The sequence below is a fragment of the Pseudalgibacter alginicilyticus genome, from assembly GCF_001310225.1.
Classification (GTDB): domain Bacteria; phylum Bacteroidota; class Bacteroidia; order Flavobacteriales; family Flavobacteriaceae; genus Pseudalgibacter; species Pseudalgibacter alginicilyticus.
The window spans coordinates 153,372-172,761 of record NZ_CP012898.1 but is presented as its reverse complement, the minus strand read 5'-3'; the positions used below and the strand labels follow the sequence as shown (position 1 = coordinate 172,761).

Here is a 19,390-nt window from a genome sequence, read left to right as displayed (position 1 = left end):
GTTTGAAAATAAATGATTAACCATACTTTTTGATTAAATAAAAATACCAAAACCATGAAAATATTTGTTTCTATCATACTTATTACGTTATTTCTTTTTAATTGTAATACAAGTAAAACAATTGGTTTAAAAAAGAACGAACATACAGAAAACATTAAACAGAATGATACTGTTAAAATAGCCAATGCTGAATTAGAGTATGAAATTATTATTATTGACCCTGGTTTTAGCGGTTGGTTGGCCAGCATGGCAAAACCCGAAGGCTATTATTCGCAAAGCTATCTTGAAAATAGAAACTTCATTTATGTCACGGAATGGAATCAGCGTGTAAATCAACCACAACAATACAATCCTAATTTATACGAAATGAGTATAGATTATCAATCAAACATCGATTATGGCTATGATGTAAACTACAAACTTTATAATTATTTTATTTATTTTCAATTAACCTATAAACAACAATTAGCTGGATTTGTTCCCAGAATTTAGAATCCTTTTAGCTATTTTTGCAACCAAATTTGAATTTTGAAAAAACTTAAAGAACGTTGGGGTGTAGAAAATAATTGGCAAATAATAATAATTTTTATTGTTTTTGCTATTACTGGCTCAACAGCATCCTACATAGGCAAACCCATTTTAAACTTCCTAAATATTACTCCTGAAACTTTTACAACTGTAGGTTATTGGGTAGTTCGTATTGTACTGCTATTTATAGTATACCAGTTTATGTTAGTTTTTTTCGGGTGGGTATTTGGACAATACAAATTCTTTTGGGGTTTTGAAAAAAAAATGCTTCGCAGGATTGGCTTTAAACGCTTTGTTGATTAGAAAAAATATATAAGAAAGTTTCATTTTTAAAACTACGTTTAGCTCGTGTTCTGTAAGAGATCATAGCTTTTTAAATTTAATCGTTTTTTTACACACAATCTTAAAAATTCACTTAAATAATTCAACATTTATTTCCGTGAAATTGTTTAAACTAATGAGATTGTTTTTTAGATAAGAATCACAAACAAATTTATTTATGCATGTAATTTTTAAGTCCTTATTTTTATTAGTTTTTGTTCCTATTTATTCCCAAAACAGTATTAGTGGCACTATTAGCAATAGCAATACAAATGAATCATTGGCTTATGTAAACGTATATTTACCGAAACTTGAAAAAGGCACTGTTTCTGATGAAAATGGTTTTTTTAAAATTGACAACTTGCCTTCAGGAAATCATGAAATATTATTTTCTTTTATTGGTTTTGAATCAAAATCAAGAATCATAAAAATTCCAATGTCTGAAAACTTAAATATTCAACTAGCTACTTCAGCTATCGAAATGAAAGATATTATTATTTCAACACCTTTCCACAAATTACAACGTGATAATGTGATGAAGGTAGAACAAGAAAACATAAAAACACTTAAAGCCAATGGTGCCATGACCTTGGCAGATGGTATTGGAAATATTGCTGGAGTAGAAAGTATCACTACTGGTATTGGTATTGGCAAACCTGTCATTAGAGGCTTGAGTTCAAACCGCGTTTTAGTATATGTACAAGGTGTTAGATTGGAAAATCAGCAATTTGGAGACGAACACGGATTGGGCATTAATGACACTGGAGTTGAAAGTGTTGAAGTCATTAAAGGTCCTGCTTCCCTACTCTATGGTAGCGACGCTCTTGGAGGTGTACTGTATATTAATCCAGAAAAATTTGCTAACAATAATGCATCCTCTGGAGATGTTGGTACTATTTATTTCAGTAATACTCAAGGTTTTTTAACAACTGCTGGTGTAAAATCATCTACTGAAACTTTTAAATTTTTATTTAGAGGAAGTGTTGCTTCACATTCTGATTATAAAACTGAAGATTATCGCGTTACCAATACCCGTTTTAAAGAACAAGATTTTAAAGCTGGTATTGGTTATCAAAAAGCACATTTTAAAAATGAATTCAGATATAATGTAAACACATCAAAACTCGGTATACCAGAAGAGATTGGAAGTCAATCTACAGAAAAAACACCTTTGCTGCCATATCAAGAAATTACCAATCATGTTTTCAGTAATAAATCAACTGTATTTTTTACAGACTCGAAATTAGACATCAATTTAGGGTTTATTTATAACGATAGAAAAGAGTTTGAAGAAGAGCACCATCATGACGATGAAGCACATGAAGAAGAAGAACATGAACACGAAAATGACGACATCTTAGAAGCAGCACTTCATATGAAGCTCAATACGATCAATTATGATGTAAAATATCATTTACCAAACTCAGAGAAGATTGAAACCATCATTGGTGTTCAAGGTATGAATCAAACCAATAAAAATTATGGCGAAGAGCAATTAATACCGGATGCAACAACCAATGATATTGGTGTTTTAGCAACGTCACATATTCATTTTGAAAAAGCCGATGTACAATTAGGTGTTCGATTTGATAACCGAACTATAGCAGTAGTTTCTGGAATAAATAAGAATTTTAATAGCTTAAACGGTGCCGCTGGTGTTAAAACCAATATAACAAAAAACATGGTGGCTCGGCTTAATTTAGCTACTGGATTCCGATCACCAAACTTAGCTGAATTAACATCTTACGGAAGTCATGAAGGAACAAACCGCTTTGAAATAGGCAACAAAAATCTAAAAAGTGAACAGAATTTCCAAATGGATTTGTCAATAGAATATAACGATAAACATTGGGAGGTTTTTGCCAACGGATTTTATAATACCATCAACAATTACATTTATTTATCACCAGATAGTAGTGTTATAGATGAAACGCCTGTTTATAATTATTTACAAAATGATGCCAATTTATATGGTGGCGAATTTGGAATTCACTTACACCCGCACCCTATACATTGGTTACATGTAGAATCTAGTTTTGAAACCGTTATTGGCAAACAAAATAATGGAGACTATTTGCCTTTAATTCCTGCAAATTCCATAAACAATGTTATTAGGGTTGAATTTGATAAAAACAGGTTGCAAGAAAGCTATGCATTTATTAAAATTAAAAGTACATTTAACCAAAACAAGGTTAGTTTAAATGAAACCAATACAGAGGGCTACAACTTACTAAGTGCTGGCATTGGAGGAACAGTTCAGTTTTTAAAAAATAATTTAACTATTAACATTTCTGGAAATAACTTAACCAACAAAACCTACATCAATCATTTATCACGCTTAAAACCAGATGGCATTTTTAATATGGGACGAAATATTGGATTAGGACTTCGTTACCATTTTTAGATAGCGTAGTATTTTTGGAATATTAAATTCTAAAGGCGGACATTCTTTATAAATAACAATGCAACTACCCATAAAGTCATCACCTGATAAAGATTAATATTTTTATAAAAAATATGCAAATCTTAAACCATATAACCACTTACCTAAAAAAACAGCTAAGAAATATCAATACTCTAAAACATCAATCCTAAAATTTGAGTACAAATAATTAAAAACACCATAGCAATAGGATATACTGTTGCATAAGCAATAGATGGGGCATCTGTTTTTGTCATACTATCTACAGCTGCTAATCCCGGTGTACTTGTCATAGAACCCGTAAGTGTTCCCAAGAGAATTAGAATATTAATTTTGAAAAACATACGTGCAACAATTGCAGCTAATACCATTGGAATGAAAGTAATTAAGCCTCCAATAAGAAATAATTTAATTCCGTACTGTAAATAGGTTTCCACTAAGGTTGCCCCTGCCTTTGTACCTACAACTGCTAAAAAAAACATTAACCCTAATTGCCTCAACAATTGGTTGGAATTTCCACTCATTACCCAAAGCATATTGCCTGTTTTTCCTATCCTTCCTAAAACCATGGCCACTATAAGTACCCCTCCAGTCAATCCTAAATTAAAAGTAAAAGAATCTCCAAAAACCAAAGAAACTCCACCAACCAAAATACCTATAACAATTCCCAAGGTTAAAGGGAAAAAATTGGTATCTGAAAGTCTACTCTCATTATCCCCAATAAGTCTTGATATTTGAGACACACTACTTTTATGACTTGAAATCATTAGTTTATCTCCAATTTGAAGCTTCAGTGTGGAGTTAGGAGATAAATCAATACCACTTCTTCTTATACGAGTGATTGTGGCATTAAAATTAGCCTTTAAATTTAATTCTCCTAAAGATTTGTTAACCAACTCTGTTTTTGTCATCAAATACGATTGTACTACAAAAGCCTCTCCTAAAGGAATTTTAACATTAGATTTTGGACCTATTAATAATTCAACACGTTTTAAGGCATCTTCCGTTCCAACAACTCTTATATAATCTCCTTTATGCAAAACAGTATCTTTTTTAGGTACAAAAGCTTCATTTTTATGAAGTACTCTAGACACCACCCCTTTTGTCATAGATCTAATCTGTAAATCTGCAATTGTTCTACCTATTACACCTTCGTTTTCAACTTTAAAATTACTCCTAATAATTTTATCATGATGCCCTTTCATTTTAGCGATATAATCCTCTTCTTCCTTATTAAGGTTTATTCTAAAAATTTTAGGATATAATTTAACAAATAAAATAACTCCAATAACCCCAAAAGGATATGCAATACCATAACCAATGGAGGCTAATGGCGATTGTGTTACATCAATAGCGGTTGCCAATCCTGGTGTACTGGTTAATGCCCCGGCCATTAAACCGATTGCAATAGATTTATCTATATCTAAAAACTCAATGGATAAAAAGGTAATTATAGCTGCAGAAAACACCACTACTGTTGTAAGTATAACTAAGTTTTTACCATGTGCTTTAAATGACTCGAAAAAACCAGGACCAGCCTGTAATCCGATAGTATAAATAAATAAGATTAATCCAATTTTTTGTAGAATATCTGGTAATGTAACACCAAAATGCCCAAATAATAAGGCTACAAATATGATTGCAGAAACATCAAGCGAAATACCTTTAATTTTTATGTTTCCAATTATAAACCCTATACAAATAATTAAAAACAGGGCTAAATACGTTGCGTTTAAAAACTCCATTATTTTTATTTTAAATAATTAGCAAATGTAGTTTATATAAAATAGTAACGAATGATTTTAATCATATACACGCTATTTTTTTCAATCCTTAAAAAAAATTGATGAATCTTAATAAAAAACTTTAATACAAAATTTATAAACACACTAAAACAAACCTTTAATTCCTAACTATTAAACGGCAATAAAAACCTATTCTTTTAGTGTTAAAGGAAATCCTTCAAGAATGAAAAAAATTGACACTACTCATGTACTAAAGTATTTTAGCCAATTTATAGCCCCTTGTGGAAAGTACTATTTATTAATAATACAAAGCTCCTATTATTAATTTACAGCTTTATTGTTATTAATATATTCAATTAGCGCATTAAGATTTTTAAAAGTGTCATCTCTGTTATAATATAACATCCAAACTGGATGTCCCCATTTAACATTTTGTTTACTTTGCATGAGTTGAACTTCTGGTCTCATATTTTTGAAAGTCTTTGGTTTTACTTGTATTCCTCCAATAATATTTTTGTTTAAATCAAAAATAATGATATCCACTCTTAATACATCATCTAAATAGCCTTTTGCTTCCTCAACAATCATATTGCTAAGTCTATCTTTTAATATGCTGATTGCATTTTTTTCAATAAACCCACCTTTTAAAGATTGAACAACAAATAAATCATATTCCCATTGAATACACTCTCCCAGTGTGTACTTATTTTTTTGCCAATATTTCTCTTGTGATTCAAATAGTCTTTCACCAAATTCTTTAACTGTTCCTGTGCTTACAACACCACAGGCACATTTGTTGTTTTTATGGTACTCTATCAATTCTACTAAAGCATCTTTACTTTTTGGTTTATGAATTTTAATTAATTTCATAACGGGCACACTTCTTTTTGGGGCAGAAATCCCCATTTTTCCATTTAGCTCATTTAATTCACCTCCTGTATATGCCATATACAATGTCTTAATATCGATATTATAGAATATTCTTTTGCAAAAATTTACTAAAAATAATATATAAAATACCACACAATAACCACGCAGGAAGTGTTACAAAAGATAAAAACACATCAAACTGTACAGATATAAAATAAAACAACCCAAAGCTAATACCCCAAGCAAGTAGTACCGATTTATTAAATTTAATATTAGCTACTTCAGCATAATTTTTAATAATACCTGCTTGTTTATGAAAGAAATGTTCAAAAACAATAACCGCCCCGAAAGGTGCTAAAATAAATCCATAAAGCGCAACAAATCCTAATAGTTTCATTGCAAAAGCAGGAAATAAACCAGCAATAGTAGCAATCATACCTGCTAATATAGTCACTTTTACTGTCGATAGTTTAGGCAAAACTGCTTGAAACGCCAAACCTGCTCTGTAAATAGTTGGATTTGCTGTTGTCCAACCTGCCAATACCACAGCTATAATTCCAAAAACACCAATGGCATTATAAGCCAAAGGCCCTGGTGCTACAGGGGGGGCTTCACCGTTTAATAAAAAAGCTTGGGCTTCTGGTGAATTTAAATATACCGCATATAATAAACTTGCAGCAATCCACGCGATATAATGACCAACGTACATACCAGCTGCAGTCGTCCATCCTGAACTTGCTTTCTTAGCAAAACGGAATACAGATAAATCAGACATCCCTATATGCATCGCTGCATTGGCAAACCAAGACCATATAATTACATGCCAAAATGTGTATTTTATTTGTCCTGGAAAAGGGTCTCTACCTTCACCCCAAATATCCCAAAATTGAGAAAAACTTGAAACACCTAATTGATTTAAAGCCACTATAGCACAAGCTAAAAAAGCAAGAACAATAATGGGAGACATCCAATTAGCTGCTTTAGAAACCGTATCGTAACCTTTAGCAGCTATAAGCGATATCACAGCACCAACAACTAATACAACAATAACCCATATTACACCATTTGGTAATGTATCTTCTAATTTAGGCATGGGCATGTCAAAAGGGATTCCTACTGCTGTTGCAGACACTGTAATCATGGAACCAGCTAAAAAGCAAAATAAAATACCATTTGCTAAATTATAACCCGTGGCTAATTTTTTACCACATATTTTTTCTAATTGAAAGTACAATGTTAACCTGTTTTTAACAGCGATTTCAGCTGTTAAAAACCTCCAAGATAGTACTGCAAACAAATTTCCGACAAGAAGTCCTACTATTAAATCAAAAGCACTCACACCTGCGGTTAAAAACAATGGTCCAATCAAAAATTCAGTTCCTGCTGCATGCTCACCTGCATACATCCCTAAAAAACTTTTCCAACTTTTTAATTTATACTGAGGTACTGGAGTTCTTTCAAACTCGCCTCTAGTTATATCGTCTATGCTTACTTCTTCTTTGTGGTTTAGTGTCATTGGTTTTTTTGTTTAGTTTAAGGTTGGTTTTTTTCTTTTATATTTATTTTTCAGGTTAAAAATTTTGACCTTAAGTCTTCGACTTGGCTATCATTAATGGGTACCATATTTCCTAACGAAACTCCTAAAACAATAGATTTTGCACTAAACTCAGCAACCTCAAGATAATCGAAAGTTTGTAATAATTTATCTCCTGTAATGATCACAGAATCATTTTCAATAATTAAAGCTGTTGAGCAGTTATGAACAATTTCAGAGTTATTATTAAATTTAAAATGAGTACCATATTTTACTAATGATATGTCTTGTAAAAATATCCAACTTTCAGGAATCGTTCTTACATTTAAATATTTTCCTGTAACACCAAAGGCCATTAAATATGGAGATTGTGTCATAATAATCGAATTTACTTCAGGATTATTTTTATAAATTTCCTGGTGAATCCATGTTGCTCTACTCGGTGTTTTTCCTGCTTCTCTTTTTCCTTCTTTTATTTGTACAATGTCTTCTATACTCATTTCCCAACGACTTACATTTGTAGGTGTAATTAAGAAATCATTGTGTTTCCAACGCATTGAAACTGTACCATAAGAACTAATCATTAGCCCCTGCTCACACGAACGTTTAACTATCTTATATATTTGCTCTCTCTTTTCTATTTCACCTGGCAAATGTGTTGTTTTTTCCATTACAGGAAGCATATGTTCTGCTTGATTTTCAAAATCATAAATTTGATTTTCACTTAAATAATTTGGAGTCCCTATTTGTGAACCATAGATTATTGTTCGTGCACAAAACTCTAACATTTCAAAGCGCTCAAAAGCATCCGATAAATCACTTCCTCCTATAACAGTCCCATGATTTTCCATAATTACCGCTTTAAACCCTTTATTAAATTCTTCAGAAATAACTTCTCCTAATTTATAACTTCCTGGTAGTTCATATTTAGCATAACCAATGGGGCCACAAATATGTCTTGCTTGCGAAATGATATTTGTATTTGGAATTTTTCTAACAATACTAAAAGATACTAAGGCTGGTGGGTGTGCATGAATAATAGATTTTATATCTGGTCTTGCTTCATAAATAGCTTTGTGAAATGGAAATTCTGAGGAAGGCTTATGTTTCCCCTCTATAGTTCCATCATTTTTAACACAAATAATATCGGATGCTCTTAAAGCCCCTTTATCAATAGCAGAAGGAGTAACCCAAATATCACCATTTTCATCAATAATTGAAATATTTCCACCTGAAGTGGTGGTCATTCCTCGTTTATAAATTCTACTAATAATTTTAGTTATTTGATGTCTAGGATGCTCTAATTTTTTATTCTTTAACATTCTGCATAATTTTATTAGAAGACATATTTAAACTTAAACGAACTTTAAACTAAAACATTTAGCTAATGATAAATGGTACATGTTTTTTAAGTGAATAGTTCTTTTTTAAGAACTTAGAATTAAGTTTTGAATCTGAAATACAGATGGCTGCTCCTAAGGCCGAACCTAACGAAGAATCAGTTGTTCTTAATTTCATATTTCTAAAATAATATGTTAGTAATTTCACATACAAATCATTATCACTAAAACCTCCATCTATATATAATCTTTTTATACTATCGTTACCAATAACATCTTTAATACTTCTTATTTGAAGCAAGACTAACTCAGTCATTAATTGATGGTAAGCATCTTCAAATTTTGTATAGGGTATGTTTGTTTCAGAAGGCATATCAATATCCTTTAAACTCTCCCATTTAAACCTATGTTTGAAATTCTTATTAATTTCAACATAGGTATCATAATCAAATTTGACATGACGGTGATAATCTTCAGAAACCCCAAAATATTTATGGAGTTTATTAACTTGAATTTTATATTCATTACCTAAAAACAAACGAGTAGCTTTTACAGGTTTTCCGTTAATACGCATGTAATTTATAGAATCTTTATCCTTCATATTTTCAATAATAGGATTGTCCGTAAAAGGATTTAATGAGATACTCCAAGTACCCGTGGAAACCAACACAAACTTCCTTTTGATACTTCTTACATAGGGCAATAGCGCCGAAGAACTATCATGAATACCAACTCCAATCTTGATACGTTTTCCATTATAATTCATATTCACACTCGTTTCTGTTGAAACAAGTGTTGGTAAAATTTTATGTAATTCTTCTTTGTATACCCATTTGTGATAGTCTTTTTTTGTGTAATCCCAAAGTGCTGTATGACATCCAACACTAGTATATTCACTAAGTGGAATTCCTGTGAATATATAGCTTAAGTATTGCGGTAAGTGTAATGAATACTTGATTTTTTTAAAAACTTCAGGCTTATTATACTTTAACCAATAAAGTTGTAAACCAGAATTTAAAAGACTTAAATCAAAACATCCCGTCGTTTTCAGGAAATCTTCTTTAGGTCCGTATTTTTCTAAAAAAACTTCTATAATACTTTTGTCTATAGGTTTTGTGTAGTTATAAAGCGGTGTAAGTACTTCGCCGTTTTCATCTAAATGTACAAAACTAGCACCATAAGTTGAAAAATTTATGGCCTTCACATTATATTCTGATGCTTCAAGAATGTTTTCAAAAACAGTTTTTAACCACGTTTGAAGCGCTTCTAGGTTTTCGGTAGGAAAACCATCCTCATCTTCAATTTCATCAAAATGTGTGTATTCTTTGTAAACCTCTTTATAATCTTCATCAAAAAGAAAGAATTTTTTATTGGTTTTCCCTATATCGAATATAGCTGTTACGTCAATCATAAGAAACTATTATAGACCTGTTGCTACAGTATTTTTACCCCGTTCTTTAATTAATGAGTTTCTAATATCTAAAGAACGATATGTCTTTATAGGATTTAAGGCACCACCTCTGTCTAACCTCGCTTTGGCTAATAATGGACGCACATCAGTTCTAAAAGCGTCTTGCAAAATTTCTTGACATTTAACCACATCATTATCCAATTGTGCTTCTTTTAATTGAGCTTGATCTACTAAAAGTGCTTTGGCGTAAGCTTCTTGAATGGCTTCTAAGGATTGTATTAAATCTTCTAACGGATCTTTTACGTTATGACTAGCATCAATCATCCACGCTAAATCTGGATTTTGTGGATTGTTTTCCATCCCATAAACCAATTCGTTAAAAATTAAAAATAATGCATAAGGTTTAATACTTCCCACAGTCAAATCATCATCTCCATATTTGCTATCATTAAAGTGAAAACCACCTAATTTGCCTTTCAATTGTAAAATAGAAACAATTTGCTCAATGTTAGAATTGGGAAGATGGTGACCTAAATCAACCAAAGTATAGGCTTTTTCACCACATTCATTGGCTAACATTAATGATGTCCCCCAATCTTGAATAACTGTGCTATAAAAATTTGGTTCGTATGGTTTGTATTCAATTAATAACTTCCAATCACTGGGCACCCTATTATAGATGGCTTTTAAGCTATCTTGTGTGTTTTGAAAAGCGGTTTGAAAATTATTTTGACCAGGAAAACAAGAGCCATCTGCCAACCATACGGTTAAAGCCTTAGAACCTAGTTTATTTCCAATATTGATAACATCTATGTTATGCTGAATAGCCTGTTGTCTTATTGCTTCGGTTGCATTACTTAAAGAACCGTACTTATAGCTTTCTTTTGCTTTTTTTTGATCTTGAAATGTGTTTGAGTTTACCGCATCAAACTTAATATCTAAACTATTAGCTAAATCTTTAATCGCATTATAATCTTGTGGAATATCCCAAGGAATATGAAGTGATACTGCTCCTGCAGTTTGTGTTAAAGCATGTAAAACACCTACGTCTTCAATTTTTTGTTCCAAACTTGATGGTTCTCCATAAAACGAAAAACGCCCAAAACGTGTCCCGCCAGCACCTAAAGCCCAACTTGGTATAGCTACTTGAAAATCTTGTAATTTTTTAATAATAGTATTAATATCTACTCCTTTTTTTGATAAGCTATTTGCCGAAAAATCAAAATGGTCTTGATGTGATTTTAAATCTTTACTATTAGTATCTTGTATGCGGTGGTGGTTTATTTTCATTAGTTGGTAATTTAAATTTAAATGTAAGGTAGTAGTTGTATTGCATAAGTGTTTTAATAAAAAAGAAACAGTAATTATATAAACTTCTACAGATGTTGTTATGGAAGTTTTTTGTTACTAAATCTAAACTGCTATCTCACAAATGCGTTTGCCATACCTCCATCAACATTTATAATGTTTCCGGTCGATTTATCTAAAATTGCAACAAAACTAAAAACGCCCTTAGCAATATCAGCAGGGGTAATAATTTCGTTTAACAAATTTCTCTTTGCATAAAATGCTGGTAATTCTTCAACAGTAATACCATTAGCTTTTGCTCTACCTTCTGCCCATGCTCCTTCCCAAATTTTGCTTCCCACAATAACACCATCAGGATTTACAGTATTCACTCTAATTTTGTCTTTAGATAATTCAGCAGCTAATAAACGTACCATGTGCTGTTGAGCTGCTTTTGCTGTACCGTAAGCAACATTATTTGGCCCCGCAACCAATCCATTTTTACTCGCTATAGCAATATAATCTCCTCCTAATCCTTGTTTACGCATAATAACTGTTCCTTGTTTTGCTAAATCAAATTGCCCTTTGACTAAAATGTTTTGCAATATATTCCAATCCTTATCGGTTGTATCCTCTAATGCTTTTGATATTGCCAAACCAGCACTATGCACTACAATATCAACACCTCCAAACTCAATAACTGCTTTTTTGTAAGCACTTGCTATTGACTCTGTATTGGTTACATCACAAACTGCATAAGTAGAAATATCGCGCTTAAAAGTAGCGTGGGCTTCTTTTAGGCTATCTTCGTTGACATCTGTTAACACTACATTAGCACCTTCGGCAGCTAATTTATCTGCAATTGCTTTGCCTATGCCCCCACCAGCACCCGTAATAAATGCTACTTTTCGAGATAATGGCTGTTCTTTAGGCATTCTAGAAAGTTTAGCTTCCTCTAATAACCAGTATTCAATATCAAAAGCTTCTTGTCTTGGTAATGAGGTGTATTCTGTTATCGCTTCTGCTCCTCTCATTACATTAATAGCATTAATATAAAACTCCGTTGCTACACGTGTTGTTTGCTTATTTTTGGCAAAACTGAACATACCAACTGCTGGGTAAATAATAATAACCGGGTTTGGATCGCGCATGGCAGGACTATTGGACTTTTTACAAGTATTATAATAATCGGCGTACTCTTTTCTATATTGTCCAAACGCTGGTTCTAATTTTGCTAAAACAGCTTCAGAATTGGTTAAATCTTCATTGGCATCTAAAGTTAAAACCAATGGTTGAATTTTTGTTCTCAAAAAATGATCTGGACATGAGGTCCCCATGGGTGCAAGTCTATCCAGATCATTGCTATTAATGAATTCTAGAACTACATCACTATCAGAAAAATGTCCAATCATTTGGTTTTCAGAAGAACATAAACCTCTTAATAAAGGCATTAATTGTGCTGCCTTTTCTGTTCGCTCTTCTATCGCTAAGCTTTGTACTTTTTGACCACCAAAAACAGAACCTTTATCTTTTATTTTATTTTCAATATATTCAGAAGCCATTTCAATAACTTCCAAACTATTCATATAACATTCGTAAGAAGTGTTTCCCCAAGTAAATAAACCATGACTGCCTAATACAATGCCTCTAATACCAGGATTTTCGTTTAAACATTTCTCTAATTGAAGACCTAAATCAAAACCTGGACGTTGCCAAGGCACCCACCCCATAGTATCACCCCAAATTTCCTTAGTTACCTTTTCACTATCTTTTGCTGCTGCAACAGCTATAAGTGCATCTGGATGCAAATGATCTATATGTGCAAAAGGTAACAATCCATGAAGCGGTGTATCAATAGATGGAGCTTTGCTATCTAAATCATATATACAATGATTAAAAAGTCCAACCATACGATCTTCATCTTCTATACCTCGATAAACCTTCTTTAAATCACGTAACCTTTCTGTATACAATCCTGCAATTCCAGAACGTGTTAAAGTTCCAATATCTCCACCAGAACCCTTTACCCACATAACTTCAACCTCTTCATTAGTCAATGGATCTTTTTCAATAGTTTTACAACTGGTATTTCCCCCTCCATAATTTGTTATTCTTAAATCAGCTCCTAATATATTTGAACGATATAAGAATAAAGCTACTTGATCATCATTAAAAGCCTTGGCTTCATCATTATCCCAAAGGTAATCTACGTGTTTAAATTTTTTTGTCATTGTATAATTATATGTAAGATTTATCTTAAACATTTAACTTAATGCAAAAATAAATCAACATTGTTTATTTTCAATCCTGTACTGTACTGCTTCCCAATAAAATTATTCTCTTTCCTTTTTTTAATCTAAAATGTTTTATTTAAAAAAAATAATATATTGTACTCAATACAAATCTTATTTTCACAAAGTATACTCAATAATATAATGGAAATTTTCAAGTTAATTAGTATAGATGAAAACTCTCGAAAACCTAAATATAAACAAATTGTTGATTCTATAATCTACCATATTTCGAATGGTAATTTAAAAATAGATGACAAAATACCTTCTATTAACATGTTTAGTGAGGAGTTTTATCTTTCAAGAGATACTGTTGAAAAAGCCTACAACATATTAAAAGAACGAAAAATAATAACCTCTATTAGAGGTAAAGGATATTATATAACTCGGACAAAATTAATATCTAAAGTGAATATCTTTTTTTTAATAAATAAATTAAGCACTTATAAAATGAAGATTTACAATTCGTTTATTAATAGCATTGGTAGTACTTCACATACTGACTTACATATCTATCACTGTGACGAAACACTATTTCTAAATCTATTAGAAAAGAATCTAAACGCTTATGATTATTTTATAATAATGCCTCATTTCAAAACAGATGACTTAAATCATGTTAGTTTTACACCACAAACAGAAAATGTTATAAAAAAGATACCAAAAGAAAAACTATTATTATTGGATAATGAGAAAACAACAATAGACGTTGATGTTATTTATCAAGATTTTGAAAATGATATTTATAATGCGCTTAAGGTTGGACATCCTAAGGTTTCTAAATACAAGAAACTTTTTTTAGTTTATCCAAGTAAATCTTTGTATCCATACCCTAAAAGAATATTGCACGGATTTAGGAAGTTCTGTGTGGAATACAAGCTTGATTTTGACATATTAGATGAAATTTATGATGACATCATTCTTAAAAAAGGAGATTTATTTATTACCATTGAAGAATCAGATTTAGTACATTTAATAAATCGAATTCGTGAGGATGAATTTGAATTAGGTAAAGATATTGGTGTTATATCTTATAATGATACACCTCTTAAAGAATTACTTGGTATTACTTGTATTTCAACTGATTTTAAAGCTATGGGTGAAACTGCAGCAGATATGATACTACATAAGAAAAAAGGGAAAATAAAAAATCCTTTTAATTTTATTGATAGAGAATCGGTTTAAAAACTAAATTACACAAGGGTTTTAATACAACTTACATCTGTTAAATTTGTTTTACTTTTTTCACTAAACTTTCCGATAAATTATACAGCCAACTCAATTGCTCAAAAACCAATTGTGTTTCATGTAATTTAGCTCTCATTTCAGTTGAGATAGGGAGTCCTTTTTCAATTTCTTCATCTCTCTCAGCTGCTAAACTTTGAAAATACTCTTCATAATTCTTTGTTGCCATATCTAATTCTTCATTCGTCAAACAAATCCCAGATTCCTTATTAATTAATCTATCCATGGCTTTTTCTAAATTAGATAAAATATGCTTTACATAAATTTCAAATTCCTTAGGTGCTTTATTAGTTTCATTAGTCCTAATATACATACCTAATGATGACAATGAAGATAAATAGGTGTTACAAATGGTTATTAACTCATAAATGATGGCTATATTGTCTTGTTTGGATTTTGGTTCTTGAACAAACCGCTGATAGGCTGCGTTTAAATTTCCTACTTGCAGAAAAGCTTCCTTTCTAGCTAACTTATAAGTTGTAGATGCATCACCTTTTTCATGATACAAAACATCAATTTGTTTTAAAAACACTGAAAAACTTTCAATGGAATGAATAAAAAATTCTTTAATATTTTTTGATTCCCATGATGGCCAAAATAAATAATTTCCAATATAAGCCAATGCCGCACCTATTAAAGTGTCAAAAACTCTAAACTTAATGGCTAATAACACATTCGGATGAATTAAAGCATACATAAAAATAACATACAAAGTAATAAATGCTGCACCATTTCTATAATTTTGCTTCACTATAGAAAACCCTATTATTAATGATAGAGCTGCAATGATAGCGTAAACCACTAAATTCTGTGTTAAAAAAACAATACCTACACCAACCGCAGCCCCAATTAATGTACCTACAACTCTATGTTTAGTTCTTTCTTTTGTTAAACCATAACTGGGGCGCATAATAACAACTACAGTTAATAAAATCCAATAAGGTTGTTGCATTTCTATAGCATAACCAACCATAAAACCAATTAGCATGGTAAGCGTTAACCTTAACGAATGCCTAAACATGGGCGATTTTAAACTAAAGTTTGCTTTTAAAATTTTGACATCATAATCCTGAGGTGTCAAAAACTGTTCTGCATCTTTTATTTCTCTTATTTTATCATTTTTAGAATAGTTATTTAAAACCCTAATAATATCTTTTATATTTCCTATTTGCTTTTCTTGGTATGCTTTATAGTTTAATAAAATAATAGTTCCCTCTCTAGATGCAGGCAAACCAACATCATCCTTATAAATTTCAATATGATTTTGTATTTTTTTAAGTAAAATTTTAAAGTTGTTTTGAAATATAAGTTTTTCTTCTTTTAAAATTACCTTTGAAATATGATTTAACCTATCTGAAATTTCAAAAATTAATACTTTAAATTCATCTATTTTCTCCTGATGTTCTTCAAACAAACTATCAATTTTATCATAATCAACCGTATTGGATATTGCCAATTCATATATTTCCATAATTCTAGAAAAAATCAACTGTTGTCGTCTTGTTCTATTGCTAAATCCTGAACTTAACCTTTTCTCTAAAATAACTTCTCTTATCGTTTCATGAAGTTCATTTATTTCTATTTGTAGTTTAAAATTCTGATCTAAAAGAAAACTTCTATTAGTCTTTTCAACTAATAATTTTCCTCGTATTTTTATAAATTCTGAAGTTTTATCAAGTAATTCAACAAACAAAAAGTCCGTTTGAACCTGAGGCAATACAAATTGAGTTAAAACTGTTAAAAACAGATACCAAACACCTCCTAAAGCAAGAAACAAGGAATGTTGTAGAATAGATATTTCGCTACTTTCATAAGCAAAAGCTAAAACCAATGACAACAAGCCTGCCAATGAAACTAAAGATGCTCTAAAACCAAAAACAGCAATATAAGAAACTGTAAAAATTAAAACAATTAATAGAGGTATTAGTATAAACAGATAACCATTAAAATATCCTATTAATAAAGTTATAACAAAAATTAAAACTATAGAAGTTAATATACCATAAAACTTATGTTTTAAACTACCGGGCACATCTGCTGGGGCACATAAAATAGCTCCTAAAGCAATACTAAAACCAATATCCAAACTATCAAAAAAATAAATTGAAACCAATACAGGAATTGCCATTGCTAAAGCAACCAGAAACGCCTTGATAAAATGTATACTTTTAAAGTATCTAATTAAATTTTTAACCATAAATAGAATTAAGCCTCAAATTTAAGAATGATTTTTAGCTAAGGCTATTTATTCATTATATTTAAACATAATAATAACATTAAATTTAGTTTCTGTATATAAACTAAAAGACCTAACCTTACAAAATATATTGTAACCTGCCATAGATACAACTTATATAACATTCAAATAAAAACTAGAGCCTTAAATACAAATAAACTCCCGTTTCATATATGATAAAAATCAGGCGTTTTTAAATAAAAAATACGGACTTTACCCTACTCTTAAAAACTATTCTGAATGTCATATTTTTATGTTCAAACAAGACCAAGAAATATTTAATATTTTACTGGAAACTGTTTCTGAAGGTGTTATTATTATTAATAATCATCAAAAAATAGTTGAAGCCAATGATTCGGTGGAATCTATCTTTGGATATACAAAAAATGAACTTTTAAATAAGGGACTTAACTTACTGGTTCCTTCTAATTATCATGAGAATCTTTCTGAGTATTTAAAAAAATTCATTGAAAGAAGAAAACGTAGAAAAATAGGAGAAGCTACCGATATTTATGCTTTAAAAAAAGATGCATCAATTTTTCCTGTTGAAGTAGAATTAAATCCATTTACAATATACAATAAAGCCTATGTGTTGGTTTTAATTAAAGATATTTCAGAAAAAAAAGAAATTGAAAAAAACTTAATGCTTCGAACCCAAGCTTTGCAATCTGCAAATAATGGTATATTGATTACGGATGCTTTAAAACACGATAACCCTGTTATATATTTTAATTCAGCCTTTCAAAAACTAACGGGTTATACCGATTTAGAAATACTAAACCGCAATTGCAGATTTTTATACCGTAATGACAAGAATCAACCAGGACTCAAAACCCTTAGAAAAGCTATAAAAAATGGTGAAAGTTGTCAAGCTACATTTCGCAATTATAAAAAAGACGGCAGTTTGTTTTGGAACAATTTATACGTGTTTCCAATTACAAATATACACGGTACAGTAACAAACTTTATTGGTATTCAAAATGATGTTACTCTCCGAAAAAAAGTAGAAGAAGAACGCCAATATCTAGCCGATATTTTTGATGAATCTTTAAACGAAATACATGTTTTTGATGCTAAAACATTAAAATTCATCAATATGAATTTTGGTGCACAAAAAAGCTTAGGGTATACTATGGATGAAATATTAAATATGACACCTGTAGACATTACTGCTTATAAAAATGATTTAGAGTTTAGAGAAATTATTGATGTTTTACTTAATAAAACGGTTAACAAATTAGAAGTTGAAACTATCCAAAAAAGAAAAGATGGTACTGAATACCCAGTTGAGGTCCATTTACAATTATCAAACTTAGGAGAACGAGAAGTTTTTATTGCTATCATTTTAGATATTACAGAACGGAAAAATTACACAACCAAATTAGAGAAAAAAGTTGAAGAAAGAACCGAACAGCTTGAACTTGCACTTCATAAAGAAAAAGACCTTAACGAACTTAAAACAAACTTCTTATCATTAGTATCTCATGAATTTAAAACTCCTTTAAGCGGCATTTTATCATCAAGTGAATTACTAAGTAGATATCAATTAACCGAGCATCAGGAAAAACGTGATAAATACATAAAAAACATAACTGATAAAGTATACTATTTAAATAACATTTTAACCGATTTCTTATCCGTTGAAAAATTAGAAAATGGCAAAGTTAATTATAGTTTCACATATTTTAAATTCAGCAAAGTAATTAACGAAGTTGTTTACAATGCCAATATGCTCTTAAAAGATGGCCAGCATATAAAGTATCCTGAAAATATAGACAATATATCATTATACCAAGACGAGAAAATTATCCAAGTTATCCTAACAAACCTTTTACATAACGCAATAAAATACTCCCATGAAGGGTCTGCTATAAATATTCTTATTACACATGAGGATAAATTTACAACTGCAACCATTGTTGATAATGGTATTGGCATACCTAAAAAAGATCAAAAAAATATTTTTGAACGCTATTTTAGAGCACAAAATGCTATTAATACCCAAGGCACTGGCATTGGTTTAAATATTGTTAAAACGCATTTAGAAAACCTTGGTGGAAACATTTCATTTGAAAGTGAAGAGAACAAGGGGGCTACTTTTAGTATAACCTTTCCAAATGTAGCTGAACCGTGAAAGTACTTAACAAAAAAACAAGAATC

At 30.7% G+C, this 19,390-nt stretch carries 13 protein-coding genes; 5 read left to right on the top strand and 8 right to left on the bottom strand.

Annotated features, from left to right (window positions below; translation table 11 throughout):
* Positions 1-54 precede the first annotated feature (54 nt).
* From APS56_RS00680 to APS56_RS00670, 3 genes are all read left to right on the top strand, one after another.
* Positions 55-492 (top strand): DUF6146 family protein, encoded by a 438-nt coding sequence (locus tag APS56_RS00680; RefSeq protein ID WP_054723815.1) that lies wholly within the window; start codon positions 55-57, stop codon positions 490-492.
* A 36-nt stretch (positions 493-528) separates the two neighbouring features.
* Positions 529-831, top strand: a complete 303-nt coding sequence (locus APS56_RS00675) for a DUF6787 family protein (RefSeq protein ID WP_054723814.1) — start codon at positions 529-531, stop codon at positions 829-831.
* Between the two features lie 196 nt (positions 832-1,027).
* Positions 1,028-3,253: a TonB-dependent receptor gene (locus APS56_RS00670; protein ID WP_054723813.1), complete on the top strand. Its 2,226-nt coding sequence runs from the start codon at positions 1,028-1,030 to the stop codon at positions 3,251-3,253.
* Positions 3,254-3,426: 173 nt separating this feature from the next.
* On the opposite strand, the gene APS56_RS00665 is transcribed toward APS56_RS00670, so the two are convergent.
* From APS56_RS00665 to APS56_RS00635, 7 genes are all read right to left on the bottom strand, one after another.
* The gene (locus tag APS56_RS00665) at positions 3,427-5,016 is read right to left on the bottom strand and encodes an aspartate:alanine exchanger family transporter (RefSeq protein WP_054723812.1); all 1,590 of its coding nucleotides are present in this window, start codon (positions 5,014-5,016) and stop codon (positions 3,427-3,429) included.
* A gap of 321 nt (positions 5,017-5,337) precedes the next feature.
* Positions 5,338-5,964 carry an MjaI family restriction endonuclease gene (locus APS56_RS00660; protein ID WP_157757584.1) on the bottom strand — a complete coding sequence of 209 codons (627 nt, stop codon included), beginning with the start codon at positions 5,962-5,964 and terminating at the stop codon, positions 5,338-5,340.
* 22 nt (positions 5,965-5,986) lie between these two features.
* On the bottom strand, positions 5,987-7,402 hold the full coding sequence (locus tag APS56_RS00655; protein WP_054723810.1) for a purine-cytosine permease family protein: 1,416 nt from the start codon (positions 7,400-7,402) through the stop codon (positions 5,987-5,989).
* A 50-nt stretch (positions 7,403-7,452) separates the two neighbouring features.
* Positions 7,453-8,742, bottom strand: a complete 1,290-nt coding sequence (locus tag APS56_RS00650) for a class II aldolase/adducin family protein (RefSeq protein WP_054723809.1) — start codon at positions 8,740-8,742, stop codon at positions 7,453-7,455.
* A 58-nt stretch (positions 8,743-8,800) separates the two neighbouring features.
* Positions 8,801-10,171, bottom strand: a complete 1,371-nt coding sequence (locus APS56_RS00645) for an FGGY-family carbohydrate kinase (RefSeq protein WP_054723808.1) — start codon at positions 10,169-10,171, stop codon at positions 8,801-8,803.
* Between the two features lie 9 nt (positions 10,172-10,180).
* Positions 10,181-11,461 carry a sugar isomerase gene (locus APS56_RS00640; protein WP_054723807.1) on the bottom strand — a complete coding sequence of 427 codons (1,281 nt, stop codon included), beginning with the start codon at positions 11,459-11,461 and terminating at the stop codon, positions 10,181-10,183.
* 131 nt (positions 11,462-11,592) lie between these two features.
* Positions 11,593-13,689 carry a bifunctional rhamnulose-1-phosphate aldolase/short-chain dehydrogenase gene (locus APS56_RS00635; protein ID WP_054723806.1) on the bottom strand — a complete coding sequence of 699 codons (2,097 nt, stop codon included), beginning with the start codon at positions 13,687-13,689 and terminating at the stop codon, positions 11,593-11,595.
* Positions 13,690-13,893: 204 nt separating this feature from the next.
* On the opposite strand from APS56_RS00635, the gene APS56_RS00630 reads away from it, so the two are divergent.
* Positions 13,894-14,934, top strand: coding sequence for a GntR family transcriptional regulator (locus APS56_RS00630; RefSeq protein WP_054723805.1), 1,041 nt, complete (start codon positions 13,894-13,896; stop codon positions 14,932-14,934).
* A gap of 40 nt (positions 14,935-14,974) precedes the next feature.
* Here the strand turns inward: APS56_RS00630 and APS56_RS00625 are convergent, their stop codons facing one another.
* The gene (locus APS56_RS00625) at positions 14,975-17,191 is read right to left on the bottom strand and encodes an FUSC family protein (RefSeq protein WP_082379209.1); all 2,217 of its coding nucleotides are present in this window, start codon (positions 17,189-17,191) and stop codon (positions 14,975-14,977) included.
* 292 nt (positions 17,192-17,483) lie between these two features.
* Between APS56_RS00625 and APS56_RS00620 the strand changes: the two genes are divergently transcribed.
* Positions 17,484-19,364 (top strand): PAS domain-containing sensor histidine kinase, encoded by a 1,881-nt coding sequence (locus APS56_RS00620; RefSeq protein ID WP_054723804.1) that lies wholly within the window; start codon positions 17,484-17,486, stop codon positions 19,362-19,364.
* Positions 19,365-19,390 lie beyond the last annotated feature (26 nt).